18 protein-coding genes, 2 pseudogenes and 1 riboswitch are annotated in these 18494 nt (G+C 70.0%); of the genes and pseudogenes, 16 read left to right on the top strand and 4 right to left on the bottom strand.

Annotation, left to right across the window (positions count from 1 at the left end; genetic code table 11):
- Position 1: 1 nt before the first annotated feature.
- Positions 2-208: pseudogene (locus AQI94_RS43470) on the bottom strand (malate synthase A); the annotation flags it as partial.
- Here AQI94_RS43470 and AQI94_RS46020 point away from each other — a divergent pair.
- The 5 genes and pseudogenes from AQI94_RS46020 to AQI94_RS32825 all read left to right on the top strand — a co-directional run.
- A pseudogene (locus AQI94_RS46020) lies at positions 208-724 on the top strand (short-chain fatty acyl-CoA regulator family protein); the annotation flags it as partial. The pseudogenes AQI94_RS43470 and AQI94_RS46020 overlap by 1 nt on opposite strands.
- Positions 722-898: riboswitch (cobalamin riboswitch) on the top strand. (Overlaps the previous pseudogene by 3 nt.)
- Positions 899-952: 54 nt before the next feature.
- Positions 953-2041 (top strand): ABC transporter substrate-binding protein, encoded by a 1089-nt coding sequence (locus AQI94_RS32840; protein WP_062230070.1) that lies wholly within the window; start codon positions 953-955, stop codon positions 2039-2041.
- A complete protein-coding gene (locus AQI94_RS32835; protein WP_031058434.1) occupies positions 2038-3051 on the top strand; it encodes an iron chelate uptake ABC transporter family permease subunit in 1014 nt (337 codons plus the stop codon). The genes AQI94_RS32840 and AQI94_RS32835 overlap by 4 nt, the downstream gene beginning before the upstream one ends.
- Positions 3048-3869, top strand: coding sequence for an ABC transporter ATP-binding protein (locus AQI94_RS32830; RefSeq protein WP_031058439.1), 822 nt, complete (start codon positions 3048-3050; stop codon positions 3867-3869). The genes AQI94_RS32835 and AQI94_RS32830 overlap by 4 nt, the downstream gene beginning before the upstream one ends.
- Positions 3850-4239, top strand: coding sequence for a hypothetical protein (locus AQI94_RS32825; RefSeq protein WP_078902949.1), 390 nt, complete (start codon positions 3850-3852; stop codon positions 4237-4239). Before AQI94_RS32830 ends, AQI94_RS32825 begins: the two co-directional genes overlap by 20 nt.
- A gap of 340 nt (positions 4240-4579) precedes the next feature.
- Here AQI94_RS32825 and AQI94_RS32820 read toward each other — a convergent pair whose 3' ends face one another.
- Positions 4580-5254 carry an SDR family NAD(P)-dependent oxidoreductase gene (locus AQI94_RS32820; RefSeq protein WP_031058444.1) on the bottom strand — a complete coding sequence of 225 codons (675 nt, stop codon included), beginning with the start codon at positions 5252-5254 and terminating at the stop codon, positions 4580-4582.
- 128 nt (positions 5255-5382) lie between these two features.
- Here AQI94_RS32820 and AQI94_RS32815 point away from each other — a divergent pair, with 128 nt between their 5' ends.
- From AQI94_RS32815 to AQI94_RS32805, 3 genes are all read left to right on the top strand, one after another.
- Positions 5383-6096, top strand: coding sequence for a TetR/AcrR family transcriptional regulator (locus AQI94_RS32815; protein ID WP_031058446.1), 714 nt, complete (start codon positions 5383-5385; stop codon positions 6094-6096).
- Positions 6097-6495: 399 nt separating this feature from the next.
- Positions 6496-6801, top strand: a complete 306-nt coding sequence (locus tag AQI94_RS46015) for an ATP-binding protein (RefSeq protein ID WP_031058448.1) — start codon at positions 6496-6498, stop codon at positions 6799-6801.
- 70 nt (positions 6802-6871) lie between these two features.
- Entirely contained in the window at positions 6872-7528 is a 657-nt protein-coding gene (locus AQI94_RS32805; RefSeq protein ID WP_062230081.1) for a response regulator, read from the top strand.
- Here the strand turns inward: AQI94_RS32805 and AQI94_RS32800 are convergent.
- Positions 7498-8178: a DedA family protein gene (locus AQI94_RS32800; RefSeq protein WP_031058456.1), complete on the bottom strand. Its 681-nt coding sequence runs from the start codon at positions 8176-8178 to the stop codon at positions 7498-7500. The genes AQI94_RS32805 and AQI94_RS32800 overlap by 31 nt on opposite strands.
- Complete coding sequence (locus AQI94_RS32795) at positions 8175-8900, bottom strand: class I SAM-dependent methyltransferase (protein WP_031058459.1); 726 nt, start codon at positions 8898-8900, stop codon at positions 8175-8177. The genes AQI94_RS32800 and AQI94_RS32795 overlap by 4 nt, the downstream gene beginning before the upstream one ends.
- A gap of 132 nt (positions 8901-9032) precedes the next feature.
- Here AQI94_RS32795 and AQI94_RS32790 point away from each other — a divergent pair, with 132 nt between their 5' ends.
- The 8 genes from AQI94_RS32790 to AQI94_RS32760 all read left to right on the top strand — a co-directional run bounded on the left by AQI94_RS32790 (position 9033) and on the right by AQI94_RS32760 (position 18380).
- Complete coding sequence (locus AQI94_RS32790) at positions 9033-10178, top strand: sensor histidine kinase (protein ID WP_037945226.1); 1146 nt, start codon at positions 9033-9035, stop codon at positions 10176-10178.
- Entirely contained in the window at positions 10175-10825 is a 651-nt protein-coding gene (locus AQI94_RS32785; protein ID WP_031058463.1) for a response regulator, read from the top strand. The genes AQI94_RS32790 and AQI94_RS32785 overlap by 4 nt, the downstream gene beginning before the upstream one ends.
- A gap of 505 nt (positions 10826-11330) precedes the next feature.
- Complete coding sequence (locus tag AQI94_RS32780; protein ID WP_031058465.1) at positions 11331-12329, top strand: LacI family DNA-binding transcriptional regulator; 999 nt, start codon at positions 11331-11333, stop codon at positions 12327-12329.
- A 323-nt stretch (positions 12330-12652) separates the two neighbouring features.
- Complete coding sequence (locus AQI94_RS46010) at positions 12653-12865, top strand: hypothetical protein (RefSeq protein ID WP_225890373.1); 213 nt, start codon at positions 12653-12655, stop codon at positions 12863-12865.
- 38 nt (positions 12866-12903) lie between these two features.
- Positions 12904-13950, top strand: a complete 1047-nt coding sequence (locus AQI94_RS32775; protein WP_234438853.1) for an ABC transporter substrate-binding protein — start codon at positions 12904-12906, stop codon at positions 13948-13950.
- A 51-nt stretch (positions 13951-14001) separates the two neighbouring features.
- A complete protein-coding gene (locus AQI94_RS32770) occupies positions 14002-14886 on the top strand; it encodes a carbohydrate ABC transporter permease (protein ID WP_031058467.1) in 885 nt (294 codons plus the stop codon).
- Between the two features lie 6 nt (positions 14887-14892).
- Positions 14893-15789 carry a carbohydrate ABC transporter permease gene (locus AQI94_RS32765; RefSeq protein ID WP_031058469.1) on the top strand — a complete coding sequence of 299 codons (897 nt, stop codon included), beginning with the start codon at positions 14893-14895 and terminating at the stop codon, positions 15787-15789.
- A complete protein-coding gene (locus AQI94_RS32760) occupies positions 15786-18380 on the top strand; it encodes an alpha-L-rhamnosidase (protein WP_225890347.1) in 2595 nt (864 codons plus the stop codon). Before AQI94_RS32765 ends, AQI94_RS32760 begins: the two co-directional genes overlap by 4 nt.
- Positions 18381-18494 lie beyond the last annotated feature (114 nt).

Genomic DNA, 18494 nt, shown 5'->3' with positions numbered 1-18494 from the left:
CTCATGACTGCTCCTCGGTCTGTCGCACGAGGTGGCGGGAGAAGGCGTCCGAGGTGAAGAACATCGGCAACTCGCCGCTCATGGCGGTACGTTCGAAGAGTGCGCGGATGTCGTCGACCGGCATCCACGGATATCGGGCGCCCAGAGCGGCGGCCTCGTCGTCGAGCAGGCGCATGGCGGTGTCGCGGTCGATGACGCGGTGGCGCAGCGTTCCACACCGCGGCCGAGGAGGTCCGCTCCGACATCGAACTCCTCACCGACCGCTACAGACTTGGTTACGAGACCGTCTGCCACCGCCTGAGTACCCTCCAACGCCCCCGGCTGCGCGGCGTCCCGTTCTCGTTCGTCCGCGTCGGCAACATGTCCAAAAGCCAGTCCGCCACCGGCTTGCACGTCCCACGGGCCCCTGTGGACCGCCCGCTCGATCAACCGCCACCGCGGCGGTTGGGGCGAACCCGGCAAGACCTTCGCCATCAGCCTGGGCTGCGAGGCCCGCCACGCCCACCGCCTTGTCCACGCCGACGGCCTCGACCTCACCAGCGACTCCGTCGCCACCCCCATCGGCATGGGCTGCCGCGTCTGCGAACGCCTCGACTGCCCCCAGCGGGACGCGCCGCCGCTCGGTCAGTCGCTGCGGATCGATCAGAACACCAGCACCTTTGTTCCCTACCCCGTGACCGAACCCCGTGACCGAGCGCACGATCTGACCGTACGACGGGCTTGATAGCCTCGACGAGCCAGTCGAGCCACACCCGAGGCCAGGGAATCCGGTGCGAATCCGGAACTGACGCGCAGCGGTGAGGGGGACGGGCGGGGCACGCACGCCACTGGGAGACCGGGAAGGCGCCCCGGCCGGACGAACCCGAGTCCGAAGACCTGCTGGCACCTCCGCGCCCCGGCGCGGGGGACACCCGTAGGCCAGGCTCCGCGAACGAGCCCCGACCCCCGAGGCATGCCCGTGCTCCGCACCCCCGCCCTCCTCCGCACCCCCGCCCTCCTCCGCACCCCCGCCCTCCTCCGTACCCCGGCCCTGCTTCTCACCTCCGCCCTGCTGCTCACCGCCTGCGGTTCCGCCGACGGCGACGCCGCGAAGACCGAGAAGGCCGCGGCCACCGGCCACCCGGTCACCATCGACAACTGTGGGTACAAGGTCACCATGAAGTCGGCCCCGAAGCGGGCCGTCTCACTCAACCAGGGCACCACCGAGATCCTGCTCTCCCTGGGCCTGGCCGACCGCATGGCGGGCACGGCGACCTGGACCGACCCGGTGATGAAGGGCCTGGAGAAGGCCAACGCCACCGTGCCGCGCCTCGCCGACAACAACCCCTCCTTCGAGAAGGTCCTGGACGCCGAACCCGACTTCGTCACCGCCTCCTTCGTCTCCACCCTCGGCCAGGGCGGCGTCGCCACCCGCGAGCAGTTCGAGAAGCTGGGCGTGCCGACCTACGTCTCGCCGTCCGACTGCGCGGCGGGCAAGGACAACGACAGCGGCGGCGACGGATCGCGCTCCACACCCCTCACGCTCGACGCTGTGTACGGGGAGATACGCGACCTGGCACGGGCGTTCGGCGTCGAAAAGCGCGGCGAAGAGCTCGTAGCCTCGCTGAAGAAGAGGGTGAACACAGCCGCTGCCGGACTGCATGCCTCAGACGTCTCCCTCATGTACTGGTTCGCCAACTCGCAGTCGCCCTACCTCGCCGGCTGCTGCGGTGCGCCCGGTGCCATCACCCATGCCGTGGGCGCGAAGAACGCCTTCGCCGACACCCACGACGAATGGCCCCAGATCAACTGGGAGACCGTCGCCGACCGCGACCCGGACGTCATCGTCATCGGCGACCTGACCCGCAGGCAGCAGACCGCCGAAACCGCCAAGGCGAAGATCCGCTTCCTGGAGACGAACCGCGTCACCCGCAACCTCACCGCCGTGAAGAAGAAGCGGTACGTGCTGCTGAGCGGGCAGGCGATGAACCCGTCCATCCGCACGATCGAGGGGATCGAGAAGGTCGCGGCCGGGCTGCGCGACTTCGGGTTCGCCAAGTGAGCTTCCGCTCGCTGCTGTTGACGGGCGGGGGCCTGGCCGCGCTGCTCGTGTCGATCGCCGTCGCCGTGACGATCGGCCCCGCCGACATCTCCACCGGTGACGTCTGGGCGTCCGTCGCGGCCCATCTCGGCTTCGGCGAGAGCGGGTTGGCGCCGCTGCGGGACGGCATCGTGTGGAACCTGCGGATGCCGCGCACCCTGCTCGCCGCTGTCTGCGGGGCCGGACTCGCCGTGTGCGGCGCAGTCATGCAGTCGCTGCTGCGCAATCCGCTCGCCGACCCGTTCGTGCTTGGTGTCTCCTCCGGCGCGTCCACCGGAGCGGTCGCCGTGGTCGTGCTGGGCGTCGGCGGGGGAGCGGTGTCCCTGTCGGCCGGAGCCTTCCTCGGCGCGCTGCTCTCCTTCGCCCTCGTGCTGCTGCTCAGCCACACCCTCGGAGCCGGCACCGACCGGGTCGTCCTGTCCGGCGTCGCGGCCATGCAGCTGTTCTCGGCGCTGACCTCGTTCACCGTGCTGACCTCGGCCGACGCCGAAACCACCCGGGGCGTGCTGTTCTGGCTCCTCGGCTCGCTCACCGGCGCCGACTGGGGACAGGTACTGCTCTGCACCGCCGTCCTGGCTGTGGTGCTCGTCGTCTGCCTGGGCTACGCCCGTACGCTCGACGCGTTCTCCTTCGGCGACGATGCCGCCGCCGGACTCGGGGTCCGGGTCACCCGTACCCGCCTGATCCTGCTCTGCGCCACTGCCCTGCTCACCGCCGCCCTGGTCAGCTGCGCCGGCGCGATCGGCTTCGTCGGCCTGGTCCTCCCACACGCCACCCGGGCCCTCACCGGATCCGGGCACGCCCGCCTGCTGCCGGTCACCGCGCTGACCGGCGCTGTCTTCCTGGTGTGGGTGGACACCCTCGCCCGTACCGTCCTCGACCCCCAGGAGGTACCGGTGGGCGTGGTGACGTCCCTCATCGGCGTACCGGCGTTCGTGGTCGTGCTCTACCGAGGACGGAGAAGGACATGAGCAGCCTGAACGCGGACGACGTCGTACGGCGCCTGGGCGACAAGGTCGTCGTCGACGGCGTCACCCTCACCCTGCGCCCCGGCGAGACCATCGGCCTACTCGGCCCCAACGGCTCAGGAAAATCAACGTTGTTGAGGCTGCTGGCCGGGGTCCTCGCCCCCACCTCCGGAGTCGTGACCCTGGACGGGCGCCCGCTCGCCGAGGTCGGCCGTCGTGCCACCGCCCGCCGTGTCGCCACGGTCGAGCAGCACGCCGACACCCAGACCGAGCTGACCGTCCGGGACGTCGTCGCCCTCGGCCGCATCCCGTACCGCCGCGCCTGGACGCCCCCGACGACGGCCGACGCGGAAGCCGTCACCGAGGCCCTCGCACGCACCGGACTGGCCGACCGCTCCGGTCAGTCCTGGCACACCCTCTCCGGCGGTGAACGCCAGCGCACCCAGATCGCCCGCGCCCTCGCCCAGCAACCCCGCGAACTCCTCCTCGACGAGCCCACCAACCACCTCGACATCCAGCACCAACTCGACCTCCTGGAACTGATCTCCGGCCTGCCGGTCACCACGGTGATCGCCCTGCACGACCTCAACCTCGCCGCGATGTACTGCGACCGCCTGCTCGTCCTGCGCGAGGGCCGCGCGGTCACGGAGGGCACCCCCGCCGAGGTTCTCACCCCCGCCCTCGTCGAACAGGTCTACGGCGTCCGCACCGAGGTCACCCACGACCCCGGCCACCCCGTGATCCGGTTCCTGCGTCCGTCAACCCGAGACGGATCCCCTCTGGAGAGAAGTGTGAGGAACGATGCCTCAACAGCGCCCTGAAGCGGCCGGCACGGAGCACATCTCCGCCGAACCGGCTCCGTGCCGCGTCGTCGTCTGCCGGGACTGCTGCTGTGGAACCCCGAAAGTCACCGGCGTGGACCACGACCGGCAACTCGCCCGCCTGGCCGAGGAGGTACCCGTACGCGTCTCGGACTGCCTCGACGTGTGCGAACACGCCAACGTGATCGTCGTCCAGCCCTCCGCCGCCGCACGTGCCGCAGGAGCCCGCCCGGTCTGGCTCGGCCTCGTCAACGACCCCGACGCCACCGAAGACATCGCAGCCTGGGTACAGGCCGGCGGCCCCGGCATCGCCTCGCTGCCGGACATTCTCGACCTCTACGTCTTCACCCCGCCACGCAGGGCGCAATGAGCGCGAAAGCCAGTCCGGTCGGGCCTTTCACCTGCCTACATGTAATAGGCGTAGCGGGTGGCGATACGGGCATCGGGCGGGACGAGAGCGAGGAGGGGAACGGGACGGAGCGGGCGGCCAGCCAAGGTCGGCGACCTCCTCCGGCTCACCCGGGCGCTTGAATGCCGACAGCTGCGACATCGGCTCGCGCACCTAGGTCGGGTCCGGGGAAAGGCGCGCGACCTGCTCGGGAGCGGCCCCGAGGGAATGCTTTCGGGCCCGCCCCCGGGCCAGCTGTTGATGACGAAGTGCGCGGCGTAGATACCGGGAGGTCAGGAGGACGGGGGGTGGCTGATGGGCTTCAGAGACTGAAGACGAGTTCGGCCTGGTCGCGCTTGGTGGTGTGCAGGTCCCAGTAGACCGGGGAGATCTCCTCGGGCCGGGCGGTCGGGAATCCGGGGATCGCCGGCGTGCCGATCGACACGTTGATGGCGACGTGCGCCGCCTGGACACCGGTGCCGTCCAGCTCCTTGTGCAAGTTGATCACCCAGTTGCGCAGCGCCGCGGCGGCGGCGTTGACGTTGGCGACCTGCGGCACGGGGTCGACGGAGCCGGCGCCGGTGGTGAACAGCAGGGTGCCCGCACCGGCCTCCCGCATGGCGGGCAGCACCGCACGGGTGGCGTCGATGGCTCCGTAGAGCTGGAACTCCATCTCGTGCTGCACGTCGGCCGGCCTGGTGGTGCCCGGGGTGGTCATGACGGTCTGGAGGCCACCGACCGGGGAGTACTCCAGGACGTCGATGCCGCCGAAGTGCGCAGCCGCGTTCTTGAGTGCCTGGGTGAGTGCGGGGCGGTCGAGGACGTCGGCGGGGAAGGCGGCGGCCGTGATGCCCTCGGCGGCCAGCTCGCCGGCAAGGACTTCGAGCTTGGCCCGGTTGCGGGCGATCAGTGCGACGTCGTAGCCGTGAGTGCCGTAGGTGCGGGCAACGGCGAGACCGAGCTGAGGGCCGGCACCGACGATGGCGATGGTGGGCATGAGAGAGCCTTTCCCAGGAAGGGTGGTGGATAGGGCTATCCGTTTCACTTCCGGAAAGCCCTATCCGGTTCGCCGCTCACCGTAACACGAGAATCGGATAAGGCATTCCGGTTTGCTAGTCTGGCGTCATGAGCCCCCGAGACCCGCACACCGAAGCCAGCGCCGACGCGGCTGTTTCCGCGGGTCAGTCCAGGCGTATCGACGCAGAGCGCAACCGGGGGCGGATCATCGCCGCCGCGCGCACGGTCTTCGGGCGCGACGGGCTGAACGCGTCGATGGCCTCGGTCGCACGGGAGACCGGCGTCGGGATCGCCACTCTCTTCCGCCACTTCCCCCGCAAGGAGGACCTGCTCGCCGCGGTCTTCGCCGACCGCATGAAGGCGTACGCGCAGGCCACCGACGCAGCCCTGGCGGAGCCGGACCCGTGGCACGGCTTCACCGGCTACATCCAGGACGTCTGCGCGATGCAGGCCGCCGACCGCGGCTTCGCGGACATCCTGACCATGAACTTCCCGGGCGTTCCGGAGTTGGAGACGTACCACGCTCAGGCATACGAGGGCTTCCTCGAACTCATCGGCCGCGCCAAGAACAGCGGGCAGTTGCGCGAGGACTTCACCAGCCGCGATCTCGTGCTGCTACTGATGGCCAACGCCGGAGTCCTCAGCGCCACTGCCGATGCCGCCCCGGACGCCTGGCGCCGCCTGGTCGCCTGGATGATCCAGTCCTTCCAGGCCCCGGCCCGCGGCCCGCTGCCGGACCCGCCGGAAGACGCTGCGCTGTACGAGGCCATGCGCCGCACCAGCCAGAGCGCCACCGCCCCCGAGACTGGAAAGCGACGCTGAACCAGCGACCGGTGAGGCAGTGCGACGGCGATGAGGCCGTACATAGGAGTCGTCTTGGCGGTGGTCGGATCCGCTTGGCAACCTCACAGAACTTGCCTCAGCGGTCGGAGGTTCGGGCGCTGATTGATGGCAGGGACATCCTGGCTGACGCATGTACAGATGGTCCGGGCGAAGGTCCGCAGTATCTGTTGGTGCCCGGCGGCCCTCTCGCTGCCGCCTCCGAGCCGCACGAGGTGCGGCTGGTCGAGGCATAGTGCACCGAAGGCTGCTGCCGCTCGGCGCGTCGACGGCTTCTGCGACTGGCCGTGGCGTCGGACCGCCGCTTCGCCAGGATGCGCCTGTTCCCGCCCGGGGTCGGCCGGGTGGTCGGTCCAGGGCGGGGCGTGTGGCGAACGTGCGGTGCGTGCGGGCCGCCTGGCTGCGGCGTTCCAGACCAGGGCCACCAACACCCTCAAGTACGCCGCCGCCGACACCTCCGTCAGCGTCCGGGTAACTGTCGGGCCCGGCACGGTCCACGTCGACGTGGAGGACACCGGCCCCCGCCGCGCACCCCGCGCCCGCAGACGGAGCGCGGCGAACGGCCGCGGCCTGGTCGGCATGCGCGAACGCGCGGCCATCTACCAAGGCCAGGTCACCGCCGGACCCAACCGCGAAGGCGGCTGGAGCGTCCACGCAAGCCTCCTGACCACCTCGCCCGCCCCTTAGCTGTGGACACCTACCTCCCCGTGTGCAGGGAGGTACCCCCATTCACCACCGGAACGGAGAACCCCCGCGCCTGACCACCGTCCTCATCGTCGACGACCAGGCCCTGCAACGCCTCGGCTTCAGCATGCTCCTGGAGCAGCACCCCGACCTCACCCTCATCGGTGAAGCCACCCACGGCGTCGAAGCCGTCCGCAAGACTGCCGAGCTGAAGCCCGACGTCGTCCTCATGGACGTCCGCATGCCCGGCATGGACGGCATCGAGGCCACCAGACGCATCGTCGAGTCCGGGGGCCGCTCGCGCATCCTGGTTCTGACCACCTTCGACCTCGACGAGTACGCCTACGATGCCCTGCGCGCCGGAGCGTCCGGGTTCCTGCTGAAGGACGCCATGCCCGAGGAACTCGTCGCCGGCATCCGCGCGGTGGCCGCCGGGGACGCCGTCATCTCGCCGGGGCTGACCCGCAAGCTCATCGACGCCTTCGGCAGCCGTCTGCCGGGCCACACGCCCGAACAGCAACGGCAGTTGGGACGCCTCACCAACCGCGAACGCGAGGTACTCACCGCCATCGCGACCGGCTGGAGCAACACCGAGATCGCCGAACGCCTCTCCCTCGCCGAGTCCACCGTCAAGTCCCACGTGAGCAGCATCCTCACCAAGATCGGGGTCCGGGACCGGGTCCAGGCCGTGATCTTCGCCTACGACACCGGCCTCGTCAGGCCCGTCTGAGCATGGCCGCAGGACTTCGTGGCGGGCTCGGACGCCGGTTCCTGGGCCGGAGGGGTGGGGCGGCGCCTTCTTCGCCACAGCAGCACGCCCCCGATCACCGTCAGCGCGACCAGGGCGAGGGCTGGGCCGCCCAGCGTGAGGACGCGCTGCAAAGAGGTCGCGGCGGCGTACCCGACGCCCGCTTCCGCGCCGGCCCACGCGCAGGCGGCGATGACGCTGTAGGGAGCGATACGGCGGTAGGGCAGGCGGGTGGCGCCCGCGGAGTGCGGGGCGAGGGTGCGCACCACGGGCAGGAAGCGGGCCACGAAGACCGCTCGGCCGCCATGGCGTGTCATCAGCGTCTCGGCCCGGTGCCAGGCGACCTCGGGGATGCGTGCTCTCACGCGTCCGCCGCGCAGGCGGTCGCCGAGGAACCGGCCGGTGCGGTGCGCCAGGAAATCGCCCGCCACCACGGCGCCGGCCGCGGCCCCGATGACCAGCAGAAGGCTGATCTGGCCTGTGCGGGCCAGCGCGCCCGCAGTGAGGAGCAGGGTCAGCGTGGGGATGAAAGCGCCGACGAGAAGGACCGACTCGGCCAGGACCGCGGCGGCCACCACTGTGTACGCCGCGAGTGGCGGGAGGTGGCCGAGGAGGTCGGAGAGCACGTTCATCGTCGCGCCCCGTCGAACTGCGGCGTGGGCTGGTCCGTGGCGGCGAGGGGGCGTTGCAGATGCCAGACGTAGGCGGGGGGCACGTTGGCCCATACCGTCCAGCGGCCCGTGGCGTAGGTGCGCTGGTAGTCGGCCATGATCTCGTCCACGGCGGCGTGGCGGCGGGCTTCGGCTCGCGACGCCGTCAAGGCGCGGGCCCTGCGGGTGCCGAGGTAGGCGAAGTAGGTCAGCGTGCCGCCGGGGTGCAGGAGTTCGAGGTAGCGGGCCATGATGCGCTCGACCTGCGCGGGCGTGAAGTTGGTCAGCGGCAGCCCGGAGACGATGACGTCGTAGCGCTGGTCGGTGTCGAGCTGCTCGACGTAGGTCTGGTGCACGGTCACCTGCGCGGGCCTGGCCGCCAGGTGCGGGTGCGTGGTGACGAGGTGGCGCAGCCGCGCGGCGAAACGCGGGTTGGCCTCGACGATGTCCAGGCGGCTGCCGCGGGGCAGGTCGGGTATCAGGGCCTGGGTGACCGGCCCGGTGCCGGCGCCGGCCTCCAGGACTGCCAGCGGGCCGGGCGCCTGCGCCCGTACCGGGTCGGTGAGCGCGCGGGCCAGCGCTTTGCTGCTGGGTGCTATGGCTCCTGTGGTGCGCAGGTCACGGCCCGCTTCGATCAGGAACATCCATCCTTCGGCGTTGCGCTGCGCCAGGGCACGGTCGGGGGAGGTGGTCCGGTCGTTCATGGAATCGACGCTAGAAAGCTTCGCCCGGCATCAAATCCATCGTTCTGCGACGTCGTCCCCCTACGAAAGTAGGGGGACGGCATGGCTGATCGTCAGATGGAAGGGAGCGGGGGGCTGCCTAGGATGGCCCAGGTGAGCAGCAGAGGAAGCCGCAGGTGGGCGGCCTGTGGGCGTGGGGCTCTGGTGGCCGTGTGCGCACTGGCTGCCGTGTTCAACGACGTGGCACTCCAGGGGCGCCAAATCGCCGCCGTCATGGCCACGGCACTGGTGTGCGCAGCGACCCTGCTCGTACCCCGGCTGCGATGGCCTGCTGCGCCGGTGGTGGTCACTGTGGCCACGGCATGGTGGGGAACGTTGCTGCTGCCCATGCTGGCAGTCGTCCTGTACGACCTGGCCGTGAACCGCAAGGCGCGGATCGCGGTGGGCTGTGCGGTCGCCGCCCTCGGCGCCAACCTGCTCGGCTACCGGCCCACCTCCCTGTGGACGGGCCAGTCCTACGCGTCCACACTGCTCCTGCCGGTGCTGGCCGTGCTCGTCGGGCTGTGGCTGGGCAGCCGACGCCGCCTGCTCCTGGCGTTGGCAGCCGATGTCGAGCATCTGGGCGTCGAGGCGCAGCTGCGCGAGGACGCGGCCCGGGTGGCGGAACGGTCCCGTATCGCCGCCGAGATGCACGACGTCCTGGCCCACCGCCTGAGTCTGATCGCCCTGCACACTGGTGTCCTGGCCACCAAGGGCGACACCCTGCCCGCACCGGTCGCCGAACGGCTCGCACTGCTGCGCACGACGTCCGTCGAGGCCCTCACCGATCTGCGCGACGTCCTCGGTGTGCTGCGCGACCCCGAAGCCACGCCGTCCGGCGACGCGCTCACGCCGATGATCAGGGAGGTAGGGGAACTGGCCGACGAGGCCCGCGCCGCCGGCCAGCACGTTCAGCTGATCACCGACGGCCTTCCCGAGCGGGCTCCCACCACCCACCGTCTGGCCGTGTACCGCATCGTCCAGGAAGCACTGACCAATGCCCGCAAGCACGCCGACGGCGCTCCTGTGACCGTCCGCGTCGACTACCGGCCGCCCGCCACACTCGTCGAGGTCACCAACCCCCCTGGCACTCCCCGCACGGACACCGTCGGCAGCGGGTACGGACTCGTCGGTCTGCGCGAACGCGTCACCGCCCTCGGCGGGCACCTGAACTCCGGTCCGGCCGGCGGGGGCGCATGGCGGCTGGCCGCACGCATCCCCCACCCCGCCGACAGCGAACAGAACGGCACCCGCACATGATCCGCACCATGATCGTCGACGACGACGCCCTGGTCCGCCTCGGCCTGGCCGACCTCCTCGACGGCGACCCCGGCATCGAGGTCGTCGCCCAGGCCGCCGACGGACTGCAGGCCGTCGAGCAGGCCACCGCTCACCGCGTCGACGTCGCCCTGGTCGACGTACGTATGCCTCGCATGGACGGCATCACCGCCACCGCCCGCCTCAGGGCCCTGCCTCACCCCCCGAAGGTGATCACCCTGACCACCTTCGACCTCGACGAGTACGTCTACAACGCCCTCGCCGCCGGAGCCGACGGCTTCCTCCTCAAGGACACGGACCCCGCCGAAATACTGCGCGCCGTCCACCTTGTGGCTGCCGGCTCGGCCATGCTCCACCCCACCGCGGCCCGCCGCCTCATCGACCGTTACCATGCCACCAACCAGCCCCAAGTCGCCACTGCTCAGGCCCAGTTGGACCGGCTCACCCCCCGCGAACGCGACGTGCTCGCCCTGCTCGCCCACGGCGACACCAACGCCGACATCGCCACCCGCCTCGCCATGCGCGAGAGCACCGTCAAGGCCCACGTCAGCCGCATTTTGGCCGCGCTGGAAGTCACCAACCGTGTCCAGGCCGCCCTGCTGGCCCGCGACGCGGGACTCACCGCCTGACGGGCGGAGACCGGGAACACGCAAGGAGCACGGCGTGGGGGTGTGCGGTCATCGCCTTACGGGGCGCTGCTGCGGGCTAGGCGCCGGCCCATCGGTACCCAGCATTATTGATGCGTTTCAATCAGGCAGGCGGTGGGAGACTCGCATGCTGCCCGGGGGACGTCAAGCTGCCCGCTGCGATGTGCCAGATCAAACCCGCGGCTGTCCGGCGCCTTGGCGCATCGAACGGTCGCCCCCGACGAGTCGACCCGGCTGGGGCGCAGGAACGGCGGCGGACTGGATCAGGAGCCTGTGACCTGGATGTATCGCTGGCCGACTGCATCGCAGGGATCACGGCCGGACGCTAGACTTTGGAGCGCTTCAAGACGCGTCATGTATTGTGCCGCTTGTCCGCGATGGCCTGGTCACTCTGAGTGCCCTGTGGTCCCGGGCTGAATGAGACCGGAGGTCGAGGAGCGCTGTGGCAACCGCCCGTCCGCGAGTGCAGGGGCATGCGGGTCCGAGCATGCAGGATGTCGCCGACGCCGCGGGCGTTTCCGTGGGTACGGTCTCCAACGTCCTGAATCACCCGGCGAAGGTGAGTCCCGCGACGGCCGAGCGGGTCCGCGAGGCCATCGGCAGGCTGGGTTTCGTGCGCAACGACGCGGCCCGGTCGCTGGTGTCCGGGTCGACCAACAGCGTCGGCATGGTGCTCGCCGATATCGAGAACTCCCTGTTCATCGACATGGCTCATGGTGCCCAGGACGCTGCCCGGGCGGTCGGACAGAACTTGTTGCTGGCGAACACGGCGTGCGACATGCGGCTTCAGGACGACTACCTGGACCTCTTCGACGAGTCCCGGGTGACCGGTGTGCTGCTGGCTCCCATGGAGGACTCCTCGTCCGGTATTGCCCGCATCCGCTCGCACGGGCGCCAGGTCGTGCTCCTCAACTACGCTCCGAAACCGGGCACGTGCTGCTCGGTGCTGGTCAACAACGAGCACGTGGGATACCTGGCGGCCCGGCATCTCATCGACACCGGGCGCACGCGGCTGGGCTACGTGGTCGCGCACGACGACTACCAGCCCGTTCGTGACCGGCGCAGGGGAGTGCGCGCGGCGGTCGAGGAGGCGGGTCCCGGTGTCACTCTGGAGGAGATCGACAGCGTCGGCCTGACCGCGGCCCACGGGCATGCGGTCGGGCGGGATCTCGCCCGACGAGCGCCCGGTGACCTGCCGGACGGCCTGATCGTCGTCACCGATGCGCTGGCCAACGCCATCATCCACGAACTGCACATCCTGGCCGGGGTCCGCGTGCCCGAGCAGGTTGCGATCGTCGGCTGCGAGAACAACCGCGGGGCCGGCACTTCAGCCGTGCCGCTCACTGCGGTGGACATGCCGGGCCGGATGATGGGGCAGGAAGCGATCCGGCTCCTCATGGACGAGGTGGCCTCGGGAAAGCAGCACCGCCATGCCACCGTCGTGCTGGAACCGGAGCTGATCGTCCGCGCCAGCGCGCCACGCTGACCGTCCGGGCCTGCGCGCCACGCTGACCGTCCGGGGCCTGCGCGTCGAGTGAGCGTTCGCGGCGCGCGGAGCTGATGGTCAGGGTCGGCCGGGGTGGACGGCCCGGACCGGGGTCTGAGCCGCCCCGCGGCTCCGTCCGCCGCGCTGACCAGCAGTTCTCCGCCTTTTGCTCGGGGCGGCCCCTCCTGTTGCCGGCCCCGGAGGCCCTCGGGAGCGGTTCGGAAACATCCGCGACAGATCCTTGACACACACCGGAACGGGTCATAGGTTCCCGGCAACCCTCTATTGAAGCGTTTCAACGCTCTGTGTGCCGAGGAGCACCCGTGCACAAGACCCTCAGAACCCGCCGTATCGCCCTGATGGCGACTGCCGCCACATCGAGCCTGCTGCTGAGCGCCTGCGGCGGCGGAAGCGGCTCCGGCAGCGACGTGAAGACGTTCAGCCTCACCATCAACGACGACAACCACATCGTTCAGCAGGAGCTCACCACCCTGGGCAAGGCTCGTGCGCGGCGCAGAACAAGGCCCTGCCGCTGAAGATCCAGACGCTGCCGATAGGCAACGTCGACCAGAAGGTGCAGCTGCTCGCCGGGCAGAACGCGCTGCCGGTGCAGTTCGCGGCAGGCGGCACCCCGCAGCTCACCAAGACCCTGGACAAGGCGGGCCAGGTCCTGGACCTGGAGAAGACACTCAAGGACCTCGGCGTGTGGGACGACCTTCAGCCCGCGGCGATCAAGACTGTCGAGAACCTGTACGGCAAGTTCAATGTCATGCCCTACCAGTTCAACATCGAGGGCATCTGGTTCAACAAGAAGCTCTTCGCCGACCAGCACCTCGCCACCCCGACGACCTACGACCAACTGGTCGCGGCTGCCGCGAAGTTCAAGCGTTCCGGTGTCACCCCGTTCGCAGCCGACGGCAAGGACGGGTGGCCCCTGACCCGTCTGGTCAGCGGCTACCTCTACCGCGAACTGGGCCCGGACGCCCTTGAGGCGGTGGCGGACGGCAAGGCGAAGCTGACCGATCCCGCCTATGTGAAGGCCGCGCAGGCCATAGCCGACCTGGGCAGGGCCGGCTACTTCGGCAAGGGCGTCGGATCGATCGACTACGACACCGCGACGCAGCAGTTCCTGACCGGCAAGGCCGCCATGTTCTACATGGGCAGCTGGGCGCTCGGCGACTTCAACGACAAGACCAAGAACAAGATCGGTGCGGACAACGTCGGCTTCATGCCGTTCCCGACCGTCGCGGGCGGCAAGGGCAGCGCGGACCAGATCCCCGCCAACGTCGGCCTTCCCGTCGCCGTCTCCGCCAAGTCGTACAACGCCGAGGTCGGCGACTGGCTCTCCTGCATCACCAAGAACTACGGCGCCGCCTCGCTGAAGGACCAGGGCACCGTCTCCGGGTTCAAGCCCAACGGCGACACCGGCACCCTCCCGCCGCTCACCCAGACGGTCCAGGACACCATCACCAAGACCACGACCAGCACCCTGTGGTTCGAGGCGCTGTTCAACACGAAGGCGACCGAGACCAGTCAGACGAACGCCGCGCCGCTCGTCACCGGATCCCTCTCGGCCAAGGACTTCATGCAGAAGATCCAGACCGATCTCGACAACGGCTGACCCTGTCGCGCCACCGAGATCCGCACCAACCCCCTTCGTGAGAGAGCCGAGATGCGTTCAGTTCTGGGAGACCGCCGTGCCATCACCGTCCTGCTGGGCCCGGCACTGCTGGTGTACACCCTGGTGATGCTGGTGCCGATGGGCTGGTCCCTCGGCTACACCTTCTTCAAGGGCAACGTCATCGAGGGCTTCACCTTCGGCGGCCTCGGCAACTTCACCAAGCTCTGGAACGACCCGCAGGCCCACTCGGCGCTGTGGTTCACCTTCAAGTACGCGATCGCGGTCAGCGCCGGGCAGGTCCTGTGCGGGTACCTGCTCGCCCTGCTCTATGTGTTCGTCCTGCGCAGGTCGTCCGCGGTCGTCCGTACCCTGGTGTTCTTCCCGGTGATCCTTCCGACGGTCGCCGTGGCCCTGATGTTCCAGAAGCTCTTCGCCGTCGCGCCACAGAACGGCCTGGCGAACGTCGCCCTCGAAGGGCTCGGCATCCACCACGGCGACTGGTTCGCCGGCGCGGGCGGCTCCTTCGTCGTCCTGGTCGTCATGGACGTATGGCGCTCCATGGGCTTCTACGGTGTCCTCATCTTCGCCGGGCTCCTCGACATCCCCGAGGAGACGCTCGAATCGGCGCGGCTGGACGGTGCCACCGGCTGGCGGCTGATCCGGCACATCGTCCTGCCGCTGTCCGCGCCCGTGCTGCTGTCGTCGGTGGTGTTCAGCATCAACGGCACGCTGAAGGTGTTCGACTCGGTCCTCGCCCTGACCAACGGCGGGCCGGGCAGCGACACGACGCCTCTGACCCTCTACATGTTCCGCACCGCGTTCTCCTACGGCGACTACGGCTACGGCAGCACCATCGCCTCGCTGCTCACCGTCGTCTGCCTCGGCGTCACCCTCGTCGTCTTCCGCTTCTCGCGCCGCGACCTGACCAAGGGCTGAACCCCCATGACCGACACCCTCACGGCCCCGCCGCGGGAACTCCTGCCCACCTCACGGCCGGCCACTGTCCGCAAGCGCGGGGCCGCCCGGCGTCTGACCCGCAACCTCCTCGTCGCCCTGCTGGTGGTCGTCGAGGTGACGCCCCTGCTGTGGCTGCTGCTCAGCTCCTTCAAGACCCAGTCCGAGTTCGTCAACGACCCCGCATGGTCGCTTCCGGGCAAGTGGGACTTCCACAACTACGCCGACGCGTGGACGACCGGCCACGTCGCCCTCTACCTCCGCAACAGCCTCCTGGCCACCGTGCCCTCGCTCGCGCTCATCGTCTTGCTCGGCACCGCCGCCGGCTTCGCCCTGGAGGTCATGATCTGGCGCGGCCGCCACCAGGTCCTCCTCGTCTTCCTGCTCGGCATCATGGTGCCGAGCCAGATGATCCTGCTCCCGTTGTTCCGGGTGTACTTCCAGAGCGGGCTGTCCGGCACCCTGTGGCCGCTGATCATCACCTACACCGCGGTCGGCCTCCCGCTCACCGTGTTCATGATGGCCACCTACTTCCGGGCGGTCCCGCGCGAGATCTTCGAGGCCGCCACCCTCGACGGAGCCGGCATGCTCACCGCCTTCTGGCGGGTCGGGTTCCCCGTCGTCCGCAACGCCGTCTTCACCGTCGCGCTGGTGCAGTTCTTCTTCATCTGGAACGACCTGCTGGTCTCCCTGACCTTCACCACGAACGACGACCTGCGCACCGTCCAGGTGGGTCTGCTCAACTTCACCGGCCAGTACGGGGAGACGTCCTTCGGCCCCCTGTTCGCCGCGATCAGCATCAACGTCGTCGGTGCCCTGGTCCTCTACCTGCTCATCAACCAGCGCATCATCAAGGGACTGACGGCCGGGGCGGTGAAGGGATGACCCTGACCCCTGAGCTCATACCCACGCCGGCCGCGCCGACCGCGGAGCACCACCGGGAGCCGTTCGGCATCGGCGAGTCCTCGCCCCGGCTCTCCTGGAAGACCACCGCGCCGACGGGCTGGACCCAGCACGCGTACCAGATCGAGGCGAAGCGCGCCGACGGGACGTACCACACGGACTGGGTGACCTCTCCCGACTCCGTGCTGGTCCCCTGGCCGCTGCCGCCCCTGAGCTCCCGGGAGGACTGCGCGATCCGGGTGCGGGTGCGCGGGGCCGACGAGCAGGCCGGTGACTGGAGCCCGCCCCTGCACATCGAGGCGGGCCTGCTGGCACCCGACGACTGGACGGCCCGGGCGGTCTCACCGCGGGGGAGCGACCGGCGTCCGCCCCTGCTGCGCAAGGAGTTCACCGCCGCCGCGGACATCGAGCGCGCCCGTCTGTACGTCACCGCCCACGGTCTCTACGAGATCGAGATCAACGGCCGACGGGTGGGCGACCACGCACTGGCACCAGGCTGGACCAGCTACCACCACCGGCTGCGCTACCAGACCCACGACGTCACCGAACACCTGCGCGCCGGAGCGAACGCCATCGGCGCCTGGCTGGCCGACGGCTGGTACCGCGGGCGCCTGGGCTTCGGCGGCGGCCACACCGACCTCTACGGCGACCGGGTCGCCCTCCTGGCCCAACTGGAGATCCTCCACCGCGACGGAACCCTCACCGTGATCGGCACCGACACCTCCTGGCTGGCCGCCAAGGGGCCGATCCTGTCCTCGGGACTCCTCGACGGCGAGACCTACGATGCGAGGAGCGAACCGCCCGGCTGGTCGAAACCCGGATTCGACGATGCCGACTGGTCACCGGTGGACGTCGTCGAACGGGACCCGGCGACCTTGGTCGCGCCCACCGGCCCGCCGGTGCGCTGCACCGAGGAGATCGGCCCGGTCCAGGTGGCGGCCCTCGACGCCGGCCGACTCCTGGTGGACTTCGGGCAGAACCTCGTAGGCAGAATCCGCATCACCGTCGACGGCCCGGCCGGGCACAGCGTCGTCATCCGCCACGCCGAGGTGCTCCAGGACGGCGAGCTGTGCGTGCGCCCGTTGCGAGGCGCCGCGTCCACCGACCGGTACACCCTGCGTGGCGGCGGCTCCGAGACCTGGGAGCCGCGCTTCACCCTTCACGGGTTCCGCTACGCCGAGGTCAGCGGCTGGCGCGGCGGCGACCCGTACCGTGACATCGTCGCCCGTGTCCATCACACCGACATGGCCCGCACCGGCTGGTTCGAGTGCTCCAACGAGCAGGTCAACCGGCTCCACGAGAACGTGGTGTGGAGTCTGCGCGGCAACTTCGTCGACCTCCCCACCGACTGCCCGCAACGCGACGAACGGCTCGGCTGGACCGGCGACATCCAGGTCTTCGCGCCCACCGCCGCCTTCCTGTACGACTGCCACGGCATGCTCGCGTCCTGGTTGCGCGACGTCGCCGTAGAACAGCACGCCGACGGGACCGTCCCCTGGTACGTGCCCGAGATCCCGGGCGGTGAACAGTGGACCCCGGCCCGGCCGGGCGCCGGCTGGGGCGATGTCGTTGCCCTCACTCCATGGGATCTCTACCGGGCCTCGGGGGACACGGGCCTGCTCGCCGCTCAGTACGACAGCGCGAGGCGCTGGGTGGACCTCATCACCGAACTCGCCGACCCCTCGGGCCTGTGGAACCACGGGTACCAACTGGGCGACTGGCTCGACCCGTTCGCACCCCCGGAGGACCCCGGAGCCGGCCGCACCGACCGGTACCTCATCGCCACGGCGTACTACGCGTGGTCGCTGCACCATGTGGCGCGGACCGCCGGTGTGCTGAGGCGTGAGGACGACCGGGACCGATACGAGGATCTCGCCTGGCGGGTCCGGCGGGCATTCGTCGACGCGTACGTGCTGCTCGACGGCCGGATGACCAGTGACACCCAAACCGCCTACGCCGTCGCCCTGCAGTTCGACCTCCTCCCCGACGCACCGGCCCGGGCCGCGGCCGGGCGGCGTCTGGTCGAACTGGTCGCCGCGGGAGGGCACACCATCCAGACCGGTTTCATCGGCACGCCACTGGTGGCACCCGCGCTGAGCGCCACCCGCCATGACGAAACCGCCTACGCCCTGCTCCTTCAGCAGGAGTGCCCGTCGTGGCTGTACGCACTCAAGCACGACGCCACCACCGTCTGGGAGCGTTGGGACAGCATGCTGCCGGACGGCACCGTGAACCCGGGCGAGATGACGTCGTTCAACCACTACGCCCTCGGCGCCGTCGCGCAGTGGCTGCACACCACGGTCGCCGGGCTGAACGCGACAGCGCCCGGTTACCGCGACATCGTCTTCCGCCCCCGTCCTGGCGGGGGCGTCACCTGGGCGAGCGCCGCCCATGAGTCGCCGTACGGGCGAGTGGCGATCCGGTGGGAGCTGCGGGAGTCGCAGCTCACCGTGGAGACGACCGTGCCGGTCGGAGCGACGGCCCGGATCGAGTGGCCGGACGGAAGCGTGACCCAACTGCCGACCGGGAGCACTACCACTTCGCGACCGGCCGCCGGCCCGGCCGACAGGTGATGGCCATCCGGGCACGCTCCGGATCCGCCGTCCACGAGACACATCGGGCCGACCCCAGTCGAAGCCCCAACGCGAACCGCACGTTCGGGCCACCAGTAACAGCGACACAAAGGA

The organism is Streptomyces pseudovenezuelae (assembly GCF_001513955.1).
Classification (GTDB): domain Bacteria; phylum Actinomycetota; class Actinomycetes; order Streptomycetales; family Streptomycetaceae; genus Streptomyces; species Streptomyces pseudovenezuelae.
This window is presented reverse-complemented; position numbering and strand designations above follow the sequence as displayed.